Genomic DNA, 15,624 nt, shown 5'->3' on the forward strand with positions numbered 1-15,624 from the left:
GGGGGCTGCAACGTCATGGGCACGAAATCCTGAGCTTAAAAAACCAAGTACATTATTAAAAAATAGCTCTCGATACACGTTTAAACGAGCATCATCTATCTGCCCTATGTAAGGATTAGCATCGGGATCTTTAATATGAGCGATAAATTCGGATTGGGTTTGTTGGAATGTCTTCATTAGGCAGAATATTGTTTTAATTTTTTAGTACAAAACTTTTGCTGAATTTGTTTAATTTTATCCACTTCGAGCAACAATTCGTTTATCGGTGGAATATTAAAGTCACGCTCTAATAGTGTCGGGAATACACCATGAACTTGGTAGGCTTTCTCTAATAGCTTCCATACAGGTTCAATTACATCAGCACCATGAGTATCCACCTTAAGCGTGTCTGTTTCATCGTAATGCCCTGCAATATGTCCATAGACTATTTTATTTGACGGCATGGCTTCTAGAAAGGCTTCTGCATCGTAGTTATGGTTAATAGAATTCACGTAAATGTTATTAACGTCTAATAACATTAAGCAACCTGACTCCTGGAGTACAGAAAGGGTAAACTCTTGTTCACTCATTTCCTGCCCTGGAGCGGCATAATAGGAGACGTTTTCTAACACTAGCGGGCGTTCTAATATGTCCTGGACTTGTTTAACTCTTTGCACCACATATTTTACGGCTTCCTCGGTAAAAGGAATTGGCATTAGGTCATACATATGTCCGTTGCCAGAACAGTAACTTAAGTGTTCGCTGTAATACAAAATTTCATGCTGGTCTAAAAACGTTTTTACTTCTTTTACAAAGTTAATGTCGAGAGGATCAGGGCTACCAATCGATAAAGATAAACCATGAGCCACAAAATTATTCATCTTGGTGAAATGTTGTAAGTTCTTTTGAAATTTACCTCCTAGAGGGATCCAGTTTTCGGGGGCGACTTCCCAAAAATCTACTGACGAAGGAATATCAGGCAATAACTCATCAATCATTTCTCGACGTAAACCTAAACCGACGCCTGATAGGTACTTTGTTGTCATGTCCATTTATCTCTATTAAGAACTAATACATAAAAAAGCCGACAAGTAGTCGGCTGATTTAAACTAAGATTTTTTGCTAATATTAAATGAAGCCTAGGTCTTATTTAGTTTTTTTATCGCCACCACATTTGCCTTCGCCGCACTTACCTTCTTTCTTGGCTTTTTTGTCACCGCCACATTTGCCTTCGCCACACTTACCTTCTTTCTTGGCTTTTTTGTCACCGCCACATTTTCCTTCGCCGCACTTGCCTTCTTTCTTGGCTTTTTTGTCACCGCCACATTTACCTTCGCCGCACTTGCCTTCTTTTTTGGCTTTCTTGTCTCCGCCACATTTGCCTTCGCCGCACTTACCTTCTTTTTTGGCTTTTTTGCCACCACATTTACCTTCACCACACTTACCTTCTTTAGCATCTTGCATATAACCAGATTCTAAAGATTGAACGCCAAATGGGCTGGCATTAGCCTGCAGACTTACCGAAGCTAAAGAGCCAATAACAACAGCACCAAGAGTTGTAGCAATAGTTGATTTTTTAATTTGTTTCATCTCAGGTATCCTTCAATACGAGTCAATTTTTAAAAGATTATTTTTGTAAGTTCACGGCATAAGACCTTAACCTTTACAAAAATATTTCAATATTTTATTAAAACGAATAATTATCCGACGAATCGACGAGTTTTGTAGTTAAAACGCACTCAGATAAAACCCGCTTAAGTAAAACAGGTTATTCCAATACAGAGATAGGATCAGATATTTTAGCTTTACCTTGATTGATAGAAATCTCCACTCGCCTATTACGACTTCTATTTTGTAACGTTGTACCTTCTTCTAAAGGAGCCGTGTCTGCTTTACCCACCACCGACATTCTGCTCTCTTTAAAATCTGGCGCTCGCCTTAACTCTTCAGCTACAGCCACGGCACGTTGTGAAGACAAATCCCAATTGGATCGATAAAGCTCATTTGATATTTGTTGGCTATCACTGTGTCCAGACACTTCAATATCGCCAGGCATTTCAGCTAACAACACGCCAATTTTACGTAAAATGGGGACAAATTGTGGCTGTAAGAATGCTGAACCTGCTGAAAATGATCCGTTTTCTCTAATCCGAATGGTAATTTGTTGACCTAAAGATTCCATTTCAATGGCCCCATCAATGATTTCTTTTTCTAACTGTTGGGCCACTTTCTTCATTTGTTCAGCCACTTCTTCTTGGCTAGCACTGTCGCTCGTTGGACTAGAGGTGGTTTGTTCAGATGCCGTTTGTTGCGCCGCACCGCCTCTTTGCTCTCCTCTTTGTTTTTGCCTACCACCAGCCGAGTCTTCATTACCCGCTTGAAACTCAAGCATTTCTTGGGTCATATCTGTAGTTTGTTGTTGAATGGTTTCTATAGGCGTAGGTTCTGGACGACCAGGGCGAAATTCCATAGCGATAACACTGGTACCTTTAGGTATATCTTTAACTTCAATTTTGTTTTGTACACCAAATGCAAACTTCATTGAACCAGCAATTTGTTTAAACTTAAGCACATCCATTTCTGAAAAAGAAAGTAACAATACAAAAAAGCACATCAATAATGACATTAGATCTGCGAAGGTTCCCATCCATGCGGGCAGACCTTCGGGGGGACATTTTGGACATTCTTCTTCGTCAGCCATCAGTTACTCGGCTTCTTCAGTTGAAATACGTTTATTTGCAGCAATGTAGTTTTTCAAAATACCTTCGATAACTCTAGGGTTCTGCCCATCAGCAATACCTACAATACCGTCTAGCACTAAACTTTGACTTAATTTTTCTTCTTCACAACGATGACCCAATTTAGTAGCGATAGGAATAGCCAGTAAATTAGCTAACATCGCACCATAGAGCGTAGTTAATAGTGCTACAGCCATTGCGGGACCAATTGATTTAGGGTCATCCATATTGGATAACATTGCCACCAAACCGACTAAGGTACCAATCATCCCCATGGCCGGGCCTACGTCACCCAAATTTTTGAAGATGGTTGCGCCAAATTCGTGACGTTCGGTTGTCATAGAAATATCTTTACTTAAGGTCGCTTTAACTACATCTACGTCATGACCATCTACCAACATATCTACGCCTTTTTGCATAAATACATTATCAATCTCAGCCTCTTCCAGAGCTAAAAAACCGCCTTTTCGCGCTGCATCAGCCATTTCGACAATTTTTTCGATCAACATTTCTGGCGCGTCCACTTTAAACATAAACGCTTTACCCGCTATTTTACCGGCACCAAAAAACTGGCCTAACGTATATTGAGATAAAACGACAAATAAACTACCACAGAACACAATTAATATAGACGGTACGTTAATAAACATACCTATATCACCACCCTGGACCATAGCCATGACAACAAAGCCAATAGCGCCCAGAATTCCAATTATGCTTGCTAAATCCACATTGTGCTCCCAAATATAAACTGCATATCACTATGCATTGCTTTCTAGATTAAGTCATCAGAAAGCCTAAATAATCAACCGACTATATACAAAAAATCAAATCAAATGAATTGCTTACTTTAATAATATCGACAATCTAAATTATTTCTATAGCGGCAAATAAGTATTGTGCCATTCAGCATAAATAAGTTGTTCAATGCTATTAATTATTTGACCGACTTTTTTCGCTCAGGTATGGTGCCTGCCAAGTGGTAAAAGGCTGAATAAAAATGACAAGTCGAAAAAAAGCAGAATCATTAACTTTTGAACAATCCATGCAAGAGTTAGAGCAATTAGTAGCAAAAATGGAACAAGGTGAATTACCTTTAGAAGATGCGTTAAAAAACTTTGAACGCGGTATTCAACTTGCTAGACATAGCCAAAAACAATTGAAGGATGCTGAACAAAAAGTGCAAATATTGACTAGCCAAAATAGTCAACAAACACTTGATGTTTTTGAGTCAAACAACCAGTGAGTTTAGACACCTTTCAGCAAACCGTTAAAAACAGAGTTGATTCAAATTTAACTCAACGGATCAACGTATTACCTGATCATGCCATTAAGCTAAAAGAAGCCATGTTATATGCGCTGCTAATTGGCGGTAAAAGAATGCGTCCGTTTTTAGTGTACGCGACAGGCGAAATGTTAGGGGTATCCACAGAAGATTTACATGGGCCTGCTATGGCAATTGAAGCTATTCATGCTTATTCACTTATTCATGATGATTTACCCGCCATGGATGATGATGATTTACGCAGAGGACACCCCACCTGCCACATTAAATTTGATGAAGCCACGGCTATATTAGCCGGTGATGCTCTACAAACATTAGCGTTTGAAATATTATGTGACTACTCAATGAGCGCGAACAATAAGCGAATTGAATTAGTCAAAATTTTGAGTCAAGCCTCTGGTTACCAAGGTATGTGTGGCGGTCAAGCCATGGACTTAGCTGCAACAAACAAACAAATAAATCAGCAACAACTCGAATCACTTCACGGCAAAAAAACCGGAGCCTTGATTATTGCTTGTGTTGAAATGGCCATTGCCTTAACTCCAGACATTAAACCAGAAGATAAACTTAATTTAATAAAATTTTCTAAAACGATAGGTTTAGCATTTCAGGTTCAAGATGATATTTTGGATGTAATTAGCGACTCGGAAACACTAGGTAAACCGCAGGGCTCAGACCAAGAACAAAATAAAAGCACCTATCCTGCTATGTTAGGTTTGTCTCAAGCACAAACTTATCTTGATAAACTTCATCAACAAGCACTTCAAGCTTTGCGTACTTTACCTTACAATACCGAATTATTAGAAGCTTTTACCGACTTTGTTATTCATCGTAAATACTAGGTTACTTAACTATTATCCTAGATGAATACGAATTAAAAAATTTGAATTAGAAACCATTTAATGACCCTAGATATAGCCCATTACCCCACACTTGCTTTGGCCGATACTCCAGAACAACTTAGAGACTTGCCTAAAGATAAGTTACAACAGCTAGCCTCAGAATTGCGCCAATATCTATTAACCAGTGTTAGCCAAAGTAGTGGTCATTTTGCCTCAGGTTTAGGTACCGTCGAACTAACTGTCGCCTTACATTATGTCTATAACACCCCATTTGACCGACTAATCTGGGATGTAGGTCATCAAGCTTATCCCCATAAGATACTGACAGGTAGACGAGAACGTATGCAAAGCATTCGTCAAAAAGGCGGATTACACCCTTTCCCATGGCCTAAAGAAAGTGAATACGACACCTTTGCCGTAGGACATTCTTCTACGTCAATTAGTGCAGCATTGGGCATGGCTGTTGCTGCCGATAAAGAAGGCTTAGGCCGCAAAACGGTTGCAGTAATTGGAGACGGTGCGATGACCGCTGGTATGGCGTTTGAAGCGTTAAATCACGGCGGCGACATCAGTAAAGACATGTTAGTCATTTTAAATGACAACGAAATGTCTATTTCTGAAAACGTTGGAGCACTGAATAGTCACCTAGCACGTTTGTTAACCGGCAGCTTTTTTAATTCGATTCGAGACGGCAGTAAAAAATTACTGAGCAATGTCCCACCTATTAAAGAGTTTGCTAGTCGTGCAGAAGAGCACATCAAAGGTATGGTTGTACCTGGCACCATATTCGAAGAACTCGGATTTAAATATATCGGCCCTATCGATGGACACGATGTCAACGGTGTAGTCGATACGTTAAATAATATGCGTAATATTAAAGGACCTCAAATTCTGCACGTAGTGACCAAAAAAGGTAAAGGTTACGAACTAGCTGAGCAAGATCCGATTAAATTCCACGCTGTGCCTAAATTTAATCCAGCCGATCAAGGGCTGCCCAAAGCACCGCCAAGTAACCCGACTTTTTCAGCCGTTTTTGGTGACTGGTTATGCGACATGGCCAAACAAGATCCCAAGTTAATGGCGGTTACGCCGGCCATGCGTGAAGGTTCGGGCATGGTGAAATTTTCCCAGCAATACCCTGAACAATATTTTGATGTGGCCATTGCAGAGCAACACGCAGTGACCTTTGCCGCAGGTTTAGCCAAAGAAGGCCTGCATACCATAGTGGCGATTTATTCGACCTTTTTACAACGTGCCTACGATCAACTTATTCATGATGTGGCTTTGCAAGAACTCCCTGTACTATTTGCTATTGATAGAGCTGGTCTAGTAGGAGCCGATGGCCCAACACACCAAGGTGCGTTTGACATACCATTTTTACGTTGTATTCCTAACATGGTGATTATGGCGCCAGCTGATGAAAACGAATGTCGTCAAATGTTGTACACAGGACATAAGCTATCTAAACCCGCTGCTGTCAGATACCCAAGAGGTTCGGCAACGGGCGTCTCGCCAACCCAAGAAATGACAGAAATACCATTAGGAAAAAGCCGTACAATTAGACAAGGTAAAAAAGTCGCCATACTCAACTTTGGTATTTTATTACCATACGCACAGCAAGCAGCTGAAGAATTGGATGCCACTGTTATTGATATGCGTTTTGTTAAACCTTTAGACACAGCTATCATCGATGAATTAGCAGGTGAACATAGTTTATTTGTCAGCTTAGAAGATGGCGCAATTGTGGGTGGTGCAGGCAGTGCCGTAGCAGAGTATTTAATTGGCTCCACACATAACTCGAAATTGATTCAACTCGGGTTACCTGATGAGTTTATTATGCAAGGCACTCAGCAAGAAATGTACGCAGAATTAGGCTTAGACAGTGCCGGGATCCTTGCCAAGGTTAATGCTTTTTTGGCATAGTCTTGGCCAGAAATTTTGTTGAACTGAGCCCTGAGCTTCGGTTAGTCAATCCAAGTTTAGTTAACCCAAGATCGGGCTAGTTAAACTATGCTTTAAAACCTTTGGCCACTATATAAACTTCTCGTGAACGCGGGCGAGAAGCATCAGGTTTACGCACTACAACTTTATTAAAAGACGTACGTACGTCTTTTACATATTCTTCGTAACCAACTCCTTGGAATACTTTTGCACAAAACTGCCCGCCAGGTTTCAACACATTACGGGCCATGTCCAAGGCTAGCTCCACAAGGTACATTGAAGAATACTGATCCGTAGTATTTATACCACTCATGTTAGGAGCCATATCTGATACTACTAAATCCACTTTATCGCCGCCTAATACATCCAAGATTTGGTTGTATACCGCTTCTTCGGTAAAATCACCTTGTACAAAATCAACATCGTTAATCGGTGTCATAGGCAAAATATCAGAGGCTATCACCCGCCCCGTATCCCCCACAATTGGCTTTACAACTTGCGACCAACCACCAGGCGCAGAGCCTAAATCCATGACAATGCTGCCAGCTCGAAACAACTTATCTTTTTCGTTAATTTCTAACAGCTTATAACTGGCTCGCGAACGATAACCATCGGCTTGTGCCTTTTTCACATAAGGGTCGCTAACGTGTTCGTCTAGCCATTTTTTACTGGTTTTTGTGCGTGCCATAAATTCAATAAATTATTAGTGGTGATTAAAACGGTGCATATTGTAAGCCTATGCAGAAGATTTGCAAAATCTGTTTTGACAAGATTCTTTTAACAGCACTTAAAGGTTACAATTAGTCTATTAAGATCAAATAGTGATTAACCTGACTGAGCAGAATGACCTTAATTCACCACACTCCAGTCAGCATTAAAATTCAAGGCAAGTAGATATGAAACTGAGTGACGTGAAAAAACTCCATCAAAAGAAATACCGCACTCAATTTGGATACTACCTAGTAGAAGGTGAACACCTGATACTTGAATTAAATAAAGCAGCCAAAAACCAATCCCAACTGCAAAACGCCACCCTATATGTCACGGACGAATACGCAGAATGGACCAAACAGTTAAATTCAAGCTTTACTCTGGTTAACGTTACTCAAAAACAAATGGTGCAAATGAGTAATACCGAAACACCTCAGGGTATTATCGCCTGTGTGCCTATGCCCCAAGCATCTGATAACCAAACAGAAAAACAATCTGAAAACCAGCAAACCGAACGGGCCATTTATCTTCATGAAATACAAGACCCTGGCAATTTGGGTACTATTTTAAGAAGTTTAGCGTGGTTTGGAAATTTTCGATTATTACTCAGCGATAACAGTGTTGACCCTTTTAACCCTAAGGTAGTGCGGTCCAGCATGGGAGCCATTTTTCATGTCCCCTTAGAGCTAGGGGTTAAATTAACCGATTTACCTAAACGTTTTAAAAAATTCGCATATTTAGATTTGCAGGGCGATAAAATTAGCGATCAAACCTTCTCCAATTATGATTGTTACTTGTTTGGCAACGAAGCTCGAGGCGTGCCTCATCAAGCGTTATCGGCTTTTGATGCAACGGCCTACACCATAGAAGGCAAAGGCGAAATTGACTCGCTGAATGTTGCCAGTGCTGTGAATATTTGTGTGTATCAATTATCCCTTTAGTATTTAGCGGCTGGGGCTGTTGACATTGTTTTCTAATGACGTAATCTAACTAGCAATCGGGCAAGTTTTGCTCTGCGTGAATAAACAAACAAAAAACGTAAAGATAAATAAAAACAAACAAGACTAAGTAACAAAATATCCTATGACACAAATTAATCTACATCTAAATCTTAAACCTATGAACTGTCTGGCGGTCATTGTCCGCTGGCCTGCTGTGGTTTGTATGGCCAATAGCGCTGTGGTTTGATGTAGAAAACATAAATACTTCAAAAAGCCGCAGCATTTAGTCTGCGGCTTTTATCTTTCTCCCCTTCCAAAACAGATAAAAACGCGACTAAATTGCTTCACTTTTCAGGTATTGAATTTGAATTCAACAAGCAATTTTTAACAAACAAAAAGGAGTTATAAAAATGAAAGTCGCCATCGCCTACCTTACCGTTGTTTTAGTTTGGTCAACTACCCCATTAGGTCTAGCTTGGAGCAGTGAGTCAATTCACCCCAGCATGGCAGGGTTTCTTAGAATGGCGATAGCGTTAGTCTTAGGTGCAGTATTGTTACGAGTATGGCGAGTTAGACTCCCCTTAGATGCCCAAGCTTTAAAACTATATGCCTTTTCATCCATCGGTCTATTCGGCGGTATGTTTGCTTCATATTTGGCCGCCGCCTATATCTCAACAGGCATGATGTCTTTAGCATTTGGCATGTCTCCTATTACAACCGGAATATTAGCCTATAAGTTACTAGATGAACCCAAGATGGGCCTGAATAAAAGTATCGCTATTGGCATATCAGCCATAGGTTTAATCATAGTGTTTTCAGACTCAGTCAACGTGGCTGAGAATGCTTGGATTGGCATGTTACTTATTGCTTTTGGTGTGTTGAGTTTTAGCTACAGTTCAGTATTAATTAAAACGGTAAAAATAGACATTCACCCAGCTGCCACTATGGTTGGTTCAATGTTAATTGCTACCCCACTGTACTTCATTACTTGGTTGATCATGGACGGTACGTTACCCACCGAAACATGGAGTACAAAATCTATATTGTCCATAGTTTACTTAGGAGTATTTGGTTCATTAATTGGTTTTATTTGCTACTTTTATGTGTTGCAAAAATTGACTACCAGCACAGTGTCATTAATCACTATGATGACGCCGGTATTTGCCATTTTGTTAGGCAATTGGCTCAATAATGAGGTCATTACAATCAACGTATTAATTGGTGCTGGCGCCATTATTATTGGCCTAGCTTTGTATCAACAGCAAAGTCAAAGGGCCAAACGGGCTTTACGTGTTGAAGGGAGTTAGAAGCATAAGCTTCGCTTACAAAGCATGTGCTGCGCACACTAAGCGTAAGCTTCGCTTACTTTTATTCACTTCGTTCACCGCATATCGATAACTGCGTCCTGCGTTATTCTGCCTTCCGCCACCCGTGGCGGTCGCATGCAGATTTTCGAGAAAACCTAGCCTTACTGTAAGTGCCCTATTCCCAAATTCAAGGTTCCCTGAATCACGCCAATATTCATTGCGACCATAGACCTGCGGCCAGTTTCGGTGAATAAAGTGAATCCTTTGTATGTAGCACATGCTTTTGGTGTTTACGCGACTCTAAGTTCGCTGAGCAACGCTGACTAACAAAGGACAAATAACATGGATGTTATTTGAGCAATGCTTGTAGGGAACAAATCATTGCGACCTTTGTTAGACAAGTCGCGCAAGCATTATAACTTAGTTGGAGCGCGGGCTTTCTTGCGCACTTCTTTTGGCTGTTGAAAAGAAGTGTGTCGCCCTGCATGGATGCAGGGTGAAATTCAGTCATGGAAGACTGTGCGCGAAGCGCATGCTTAAATAAGCGAAGCGCATGCTTAAATAAGCGTAGCGCATACGCTTATGCAACATCACTACGTTCTCCAATAGTAGCCAAATTGCGATTAACTCCATTCACTAACGCCTTCACCGCAGCTCGTATAATATTGCTATCTTGAGCCACGCTAAAATAACTGTGACCATCTTCGGCTTTTAACTCTATATAACAGACTGCGGCACTATTTGCGCCTTGGCCGATAGCATGTTCGTGGTAGTCCACAACTTCGATAGTATTACCTAACCAATTTCGTATGGCATCGGCAGCTGCGTCTATCGGCCCATTTCCTTGACCTTTAATATTGGCACTGTTGCCTTTATTTTTGATATGTAAATTAATACCTTGTTGGCCATCAATTTGGCTATAAGTTTCACAACCTGCTAACTCATATGGACCTTGTACAGCAAAATAAGTTTGCTTAAAAAGAGCAATAATTTGCTCTGCAGAAGATTCTTTTCCAGTTTGATCATTGAACCTTTGTACAACTTTACTAAATTCAATTTGTAGCTTTCGAGGTAATTCCAACCCAGCTTCGCGAGACAATAAAAAGGCTACACCGCCTTTTCCTGATTGGCTGTTAACTCGGACAACGGATTCATAACTTCTACCTAAATCAGCGGGGTCGATAGGCAAATAAGGCACTTGCCAAATTTCATTTGGCTCTTGTACTGCAAAGCCTTTTTTAATGGCGTCTTGATGGGAGCCGGAAAAGGCGGTAAAGACTAGTTCACCAGCATAAGGGTGACGAGGATGCACAGGTAACTGGTTACATTCTTCCACTAACATGCGCACTGCATCAATATTTGAAAAGTCCAACTCCGGATGAACACCTTGGGTGTACATGTTCATGGCTAAGGTCACAATATCTACATTACCTGTGCGTTCACCGTTTCCAAATAAGCAGCCTTCTACTCTGTCTGCACCAGCCATTAATGCTAATTCGGCTGCAGCAACCGCGGTGCCTCGGTCATTGTGCGGGTGCACACTTAAAATAATGTGCTGACGTTGTTTTAAGTGTATATGCATCCACTCGATTTGGTCAGCGTATGTATTGGGAGTATTCATTTCCACTGTGGCCGGTAAATTGATAATAATCTTGTTATCTCGGCTTGGTTTCCACACTTCGACCACCGCATCACATACTTCCTTGGCAAATCGTAACTCAGTACTAGAAAACACTTCTGGTGAATATTGATAGGTCCATTTCACCTCTGGCGCATTAGCTGTTAACTCTTTCACCCACTGAGTACCTTGAGTCGCAATTTGTTTAACACCCGCCTTATCGGTTTTATAAACGATTTCGCGAAAGGTTGGTGCAAGTGGGTTGTACATATGCAAGATGGCTTGTTTAGCGCCACGTAAGCTTTTAACTGTGCGCTCAATTAATTCGAATCTGGCCTGAGTTAAGACCTCAATGGTGACATCCTCTGGAATGTGATTCTCTTCGATCAATAACCGTACAAAGTTAAAATCTGTTTCAGACGCTGATGGAAACCCTACTTCAATTTGTTTAAAACCTATAGACACTAAATGTTTAAAAAAGCGCAACTTGGTTTCAATCGACATGGGATCAATCAAGGCTTGATTTCCATCTCGTAAATCTGTGCTCATCCAAATTGGAGGCTTATTAATTTGATTACTAGGCCATTGTCTTTGGGTTAACTTCACGCCTTTAAACGCTTGGTATTTGCGAGCTGGTTCGGTAATCATTTGAAGCCTCAGGATTCTCTAAAAAAGTTATCTAAAAAGTACCCATAAAGAGTAATGGATCTACCCGAGAGATAAATTGCCAAAGTACAACTAAATCATAAATAGTGGACAACATTATTGCTAAGAATTAAAGTATTGTGAAATATCCTGTCTTAAAAAATGAAAACTATGAAACTTGATCAATACGACAAACAAATTTTGAACATTATTCAAAAACGAGGAAAACTCTCTAACCAGGAGTTAGCCGAAGCCATTAATTTGTCTCCTTCGCCCTGTTTACGTAGGGTTAAACAGTTGGAGGAATCGGGGTTAATTGAAGGATATGCGGCCATACTTGATGCGCGAAAACTAGGTCTAACTCTCATTTGTTTTATGCAAGTAAGCATGGACAAACACACACCCGAACGATTTAGCCATTTTGAAAAAACAATTGCACAATATTCAGAAGTATTAGAATGCCATTTAGTTACCGGGCAATCCGCAGACTATTTACTTAAAGTAATAGTGAAAGATATGGAAGATTTTCAACAGTTTCTATTGCAAAAACTAACCCCGATCGAAGGTGTTAGTGGTGTGCATTCATCTTTTGTATTGAAGTCACCCATTAACACCACTGCCCTTCCTATTATCTAAGCCTTAATCGTTAATTAATATTTGGCTGTTTACCATCCATTCTTTTAAATTCGTAAACCAATTGTAGTCATTTCGAAGGCCAAAACCATGCCCTCCTGTAGGTACTACGAGTAACTGACTAGGTACATTATGTTGATGTAGTGCCTGATAATATAACAGCGCATTTTCTACTGGCACCGCTTTATCATCTTGAGCATGAATAATGAAAGCAGGTGGTGTATTGGCATCAACTTGTTGTTCATTAGAGTAATGAGAGATCATTTGAGGTGACAACTCAGGTCCAATTAAATGTAATCGAGAACCTTTGTGGGTCACGTCTTGTTTAAAGCTGATGACTGGGTAAACCAATATTTGAAAATCAGGCCGTAGGTTTTTACCTTTAAGTGCTGGGTTAACCGCATCTTTATAATGCACAGCTGCAGATGAGGCTAAGTGGCCACCAGCAGAAAACCCCATCACACCAATTTTATTAGGATCAACACCCCATCTTTGACTTTGATTACGCACTAAATAAATAGCTTGTTGTATATCTTGCAATGGACCCACACTTTTATCCTGCATGGTTTCAAGCATGGGAATTCGGTATTTAAGAACAAAAGCCGTCACACCGATTTGGTTAAAACGTTTGGCTACTTTCACCCCTTCAGCATCTATAGATACCCCTTTGTATCCGCCGCCAGGAGCAATGATAACGGCTGTCCCATTAGCTTTTGTTTGAGCCGGTGTATAAACCGTCAGCTCAGGAAAAGTCACATTCACTAAAAATTCGTTTTTGTTAGGGTTATCCCTCTTATATTCCAAGTCTTTGCTTTTCTTTGCTCCAGGGATGGCCCCTGCATACAAATCAAGCTCAGCAAAAGAGCTACCTGCGTTAACATAAGAAATATTAGTCATAATTAGAAAACAAAAACTCAGGGTTAAACCTTTAAGGCGCATACACATAGTCCTTTACCTTTAAACAAATTGATCGAGTATTAATACAGAAATAATTCCAACGACACCGACGATTGTTTCCATCACAGTCCATGACTTAAAGGTGTCTTTTAGACTCAAGTTAAAATAACCTTTAAACATCCAAAAACCCGAATCATTTACATGAGAGCACATTAAACTACCTGCCCCTATGGCGAGCACCATAAGATTTGGGTTTACGTCTGTGGTCAACACCAAGGGCGCCACAATACCTGCAGCGGTTAAGCCTGCAACTGTCGCTGAACCTAAACAAATACGAATAATGGTGGCAATTAACCAGGCTAAAATTAACGGGTTTAAATCAATACTTTGTAACGCATCACCAATTTCAGAGCTGACGCCACTGGTAACAAATACCTGTTTAAGTGCCCCCGCTCCGGCAATAACAAATAAAATCACCGCAATATCTTTAATGGCGTCACTGTAATCATCCATTAATTTGTTGATTTTCATACCTCGAGACAAGCCCAAAGTATAAGTCGCTATTCCTAAGGCAATAATCATCACGACCATTGGGTTACCAATAAACTGGATAAATGCGGAAGACTCTTCACCAGCAATATAAGGTAAGGCGGTGGTACCAGCAATGAGCACTACGGGTAATAAACTGGTAACAAAACTATTAAAAGCACTGGGTAAATCTTTTTGCTCCATAGTAATGGGTTTAAAGGTTTCTAAGGGTTGGCTGTCAATATTTTTCAAGCTTTTAGCGAATATGGGACCCGCCAAGGCCATAGTAGGTATTGCGACAATGAGGCCATACACTAAGGTTAATCCTAAATCCGCTCCAAATTGAGGAACCAAGGCAGTAGGAGATGGGTGTGGAGGTAAAAATCCGTGTGTCACAGATAAGGCTGCCAACAGAGGGATCCCCAGATATACAGCAGGGAATTTAGTTTGGTAAGCCACAGAAAACACGAGTGGAATTAACAACACAAAACCCACGTTGTAAAATAGGGGTATACCCACAATAAAGCCAGTAAACATCAGCGCCCAAGTAATGTATTTATCCCCAAATAACGACATTAAACTTGTACTAATTTGTTGAGCTGCGCCACTTTCAGAAATCAGCTTCCCGAACATAGCCCCCAAACAAATAATGACAGCCAATGAGCCCAACAAGCCACCAATACCCTGCTCAAGGGTTTTGGGTATTGTCTCTAACGGCACGTCCAACATAATGGCAGCCGCAATAGAGGTAATAAGAAACGCTAGAAACGGATTGAGTTTGGCCCAAGTGACCAAAACGACAAGAATGAGGATTGCTATACCAACTGAAACAATTGCCACTGAGTACCTCCAAGTACTTTTATTATTATCACTCGTTACTTAGTTTTTTAAACTTAACCTGTTTCTAAGGTGAACTAGTCAAAAAACTATGAAAACGATTTCTATACATTAAATTAACAAGATACATAAGCTTGTTTAACTTGTATATGGAATAAGTGAGAATAATTTCTGGTCAGATAAGGTGTAACAAGACTAGTTGAAATAAAAGAGAACAGCAGATTAAATAATTAGAGCAAAAACAGACCTAAATGTAGGCAAGCAAGAGCAAATATACCGGCTAAAATATCGTCTATCATAATGCCAAAACCGCCATGTACATATTTATCTAAATAGCTGATTGGCCAAGGTTTTAAAATATCAAACAAACGAAATAATACAAATCCAGCAACTAATGTTTGCCAAGTTAAGGGTACGGCAAGCATAGTAATCAACATGCCTGCGAACTCGTCCCAAACGATAGAAGAATCATCATGAACTTGCATGTCTTTTGCCGTTTTATCACATATCCAAATGCCTAAAATACATACGAGTAGAGTAACGAACAGGTAAACCGAAAAATTAGAAAAATAAGATAACAAAACAACAAGAGGCAAAGCCGCAATCGTACCGAACGTGCCGGGCGCTTTGGGCGCTAAGCCGCTGCCAAAACCCAAGGCTAAAAAGTGCACTGGGTTAAACATACTCACACGTTGTCGTATTTGTTTATCCATTAGGACCCT

16 protein-coding genes are annotated in these 15,624 nt (G+C 40.4%); 6 read left to right on the forward strand and 10 right to left on the reverse strand.

Going from position 1 to position 15,624, the window contains the following annotated elements:
* From ACSHXM_RS10995 to pomA, 5 genes are all read right to left on the reverse strand, one after another.
* The coding region (locus tag ACSHXM_RS10995) for an HvfC/BufC family peptide modification chaperone (RefSeq protein WP_435688841.1) at positions 1-177 on the reverse strand (177 nt) is incomplete at its 3' end.
* Positions 177-1,025: an HvfB family MNIO-type RiPP peptide maturase gene (locus tag ACSHXM_RS11000; protein WP_435688842.1), complete on the reverse strand. Its 849-nt coding sequence runs from the start codon at positions 1,023-1,025 to the stop codon at positions 177-179. The genes ACSHXM_RS11000 and ACSHXM_RS10995, both read right to left, overlap by 1 nt.
* A 100-nt stretch (positions 1,026-1,125) precedes the next feature.
* Positions 1,126-1,569 (reverse strand): HvfA family oxazolone/thioamide-modified RiPP metallophore, encoded by a 444-nt coding sequence (locus ACSHXM_RS11005; RefSeq protein ID WP_435688813.1) that lies wholly within the window; start codon positions 1,567-1,569, stop codon positions 1,126-1,128.
* Between the two features lie 178 nt (positions 1,570-1,747).
* Positions 1,748-2,680, reverse strand: a complete 933-nt coding sequence (locus ACSHXM_RS11010; RefSeq protein WP_435688814.1) for a flagellar motor protein MotB — start codon at positions 2,678-2,680, stop codon at positions 1,748-1,750.
* 3 nt (positions 2,681-2,683) lie between these two features.
* Positions 2,684-3,448, reverse strand: coding sequence for a flagellar motor protein PomA (gene pomA, locus ACSHXM_RS11015; RefSeq protein WP_435688815.1), 765 nt, complete (start codon positions 3,446-3,448; stop codon positions 2,684-2,686).
* 269 nt (positions 3,449-3,717) lie between these two features.
* Here pomA and xseB point away from each other — a divergent pair, with 269 nt between their 5' ends.
* From xseB to dxs, 3 genes are read left to right on the forward strand one after another with little or no spacing between them, the layout of a single operon-like run.
* Complete coding sequence (xseB, locus tag ACSHXM_RS11020; RefSeq protein ID WP_435688816.1) at positions 3,718-3,963, forward strand: exodeoxyribonuclease VII small subunit; 246 nt, start codon at positions 3,718-3,720, stop codon at positions 3,961-3,963.
* The gene (gene ispA / locus ACSHXM_RS11025; RefSeq protein ID WP_435688817.1) at positions 3,960-4,844 is read left to right on the forward strand and encodes a (2E,6E)-farnesyl diphosphate synthase; all 885 of its coding nucleotides are present in this window, start codon (positions 3,960-3,962) and stop codon (positions 4,842-4,844) included. The genes xseB and ispA overlap by 4 nt, the downstream gene beginning before the upstream one ends.
* Before the next feature lie 60 nt (positions 4,845-4,904).
* Entirely contained in the window at positions 4,905-6,767 is a 1,863-nt protein-coding gene (dxs, locus tag ACSHXM_RS11030; RefSeq protein ID WP_435688818.1) for a 1-deoxy-D-xylulose-5-phosphate synthase, read from the forward strand.
* Between the two features lie 85 nt (positions 6,768-6,852).
* Here dxs and rlmE read toward each other — a convergent pair whose 3' ends face one another.
* Positions 6,853-7,473, reverse strand: a complete 621-nt coding sequence (gene rlmE / locus ACSHXM_RS11035; RefSeq protein ID WP_435688819.1) for a 23S rRNA (uridine(2552)-2'-O)-methyltransferase RlmE — start codon at positions 7,471-7,473, stop codon at positions 6,853-6,855.
* A 208-nt stretch (positions 7,474-7,681) separates the two neighbouring features.
* Here rlmE and ACSHXM_RS11040 point away from each other — a divergent pair, with 208 nt between their 5' ends.
* Together ACSHXM_RS11040 and ACSHXM_RS11045 are read left to right on the forward strand one after the other, a co-directional pair.
* A complete protein-coding gene (locus tag ACSHXM_RS11040) occupies positions 7,682-8,437 on the forward strand; it encodes a TrmH family RNA methyltransferase (RefSeq protein WP_435688820.1) in 756 nt (251 codons plus the stop codon).
* Between the two features lie 410 nt (positions 8,438-8,847).
* Positions 8,848-9,744, forward strand: a complete 897-nt coding sequence (locus ACSHXM_RS11045; RefSeq protein ID WP_435688821.1) for a DMT family transporter — start codon at positions 8,848-8,850, stop codon at positions 9,742-9,744.
* Between the two features lie 580 nt (positions 9,745-10,324).
* Here ACSHXM_RS11045 and leuA read toward each other — a convergent pair.
* Positions 10,325-12,010: a 2-isopropylmalate synthase gene (gene leuA, locus ACSHXM_RS11050; protein ID WP_435688822.1), complete on the reverse strand. Its 1,686-nt coding sequence runs from the start codon at positions 12,008-12,010 to the stop codon at positions 10,325-10,327.
* Between the two features lie 168 nt (positions 12,011-12,178).
* Between leuA and ACSHXM_RS11055 the strand changes: the two genes are divergently transcribed.
* Positions 12,179-12,643, forward strand: coding sequence for an Lrp/AsnC family transcriptional regulator (locus tag ACSHXM_RS11055; protein ID WP_435688823.1), 465 nt, complete (start codon positions 12,179-12,181; stop codon positions 12,641-12,643).
* A gap of 3 nt (positions 12,644-12,646) precedes the next feature.
* Here ACSHXM_RS11055 and ACSHXM_RS11060 read toward each other — a convergent pair whose 3' ends face one another.
* From ACSHXM_RS11060 to ACSHXM_RS11070, 3 genes are all read right to left on the reverse strand, one after another.
* Positions 12,647-13,579, reverse strand: coding sequence for an alpha/beta hydrolase (locus tag ACSHXM_RS11060; protein ID WP_435688824.1), 933 nt, complete (start codon positions 13,577-13,579; stop codon positions 12,647-12,649).
* An 18-nt stretch (positions 13,580-13,597) separates the two neighbouring features.
* Positions 13,598-14,905, reverse strand: a complete 1,308-nt coding sequence (locus tag ACSHXM_RS11065; RefSeq protein WP_435688825.1) for a gluconate:H+ symporter — start codon at positions 14,903-14,905, stop codon at positions 13,598-13,600.
* Positions 14,906-15,132: 227 nt separating this feature from the next.
* Complete coding sequence (locus ACSHXM_RS11070) at positions 15,133-15,615, reverse strand: phosphatidylglycerophosphatase A family protein (protein ID WP_435688826.1); 483 nt, start codon at positions 15,613-15,615, stop codon at positions 15,133-15,135.
* Positions 15,616-15,624 lie beyond the last annotated feature (9 nt).

This window comes from Paraglaciecola sp., from assembly GCF_051252315.1.
In the GTDB taxonomy this organism is placed as follows: Bacteria; Pseudomonadota; Gammaproteobacteria; order Enterobacterales; family Alteromonadaceae; genus Paraglaciecola.

Bases quoted from the DNA above. Each gene is read 5' to 3' on its own strand.
- leuA (WP_435688822.1), bottom strand. From the start codon at position 12,010: ATGATTACCGAACCAGCTCGCAAATACCAAGCGTTTAAAGGCGTGAAG.
- ACSHXM_RS11045 (WP_435688821.1), top strand. From the start codon at position 8,848: ATGAAAGTCGCCATCGCCTACCTTACCGTTGTTTTAGTTTGGTCAACT.
- rlmE (WP_435688819.1), bottom strand. From the start codon at position 7,473: ATGGCACGCACAAAAACCAGTAAAAAATGGCTAGACGAACACGTTAGC.
- xseB (WP_435688816.1), top strand. From the start codon at position 3,718: ATGACAAGTCGAAAAAAAGCAGAATCATTAACTTTTGAACAATCCATG.
- ACSHXM_RS11005 (WP_435688813.1), bottom strand. From the start codon at position 1,569: ATGAAACAAATTAAAAAATCAACTATTGCTACAACTCTTGGTGCTGTT.
- ACSHXM_RS11000 (WP_435688842.1), bottom strand. From the start codon at position 1,025: ATGACAACAAAGTACCTATCAGGCGTCGGTTTAGGTTTACGTCGAGAA.
- ACSHXM_RS11040 (WP_435688820.1), top strand. From the start codon at position 7,682: ATGAAACTGAGTGACGTGAAAAAACTCCATCAAAAGAAATACCGCACT.
- dxs (WP_435688818.1), top strand. From the start codon at position 4,905: ATGACCCTAGATATAGCCCATTACCCCACACTTGCTTTGGCCGATACT.
- ACSHXM_RS11010 (WP_435688814.1), bottom strand. From the start codon at position 2,680: ATGGCTGACGAAGAAGAATGTCCAAAATGTCCCCCCGAAGGTCTGCCC.
- ACSHXM_RS11055 (WP_435688823.1), top strand. From the start codon at position 12,179: ATGAAACTTGATCAATACGACAAACAAATTTTGAACATTATTCAAAAA.
- ACSHXM_RS11060 (WP_435688824.1), bottom strand. From the start codon at position 13,579: ATGCGCCTTAAAGGTTTAACCCTGAGTTTTTGTTTTCTAATTATGACT.
- ACSHXM_RS11070 (WP_435688826.1), bottom strand. From the start codon at position 15,615: ATGGATAAACAAATACGACAACGTGTGAGTATGTTTAACCCAGTGCAC.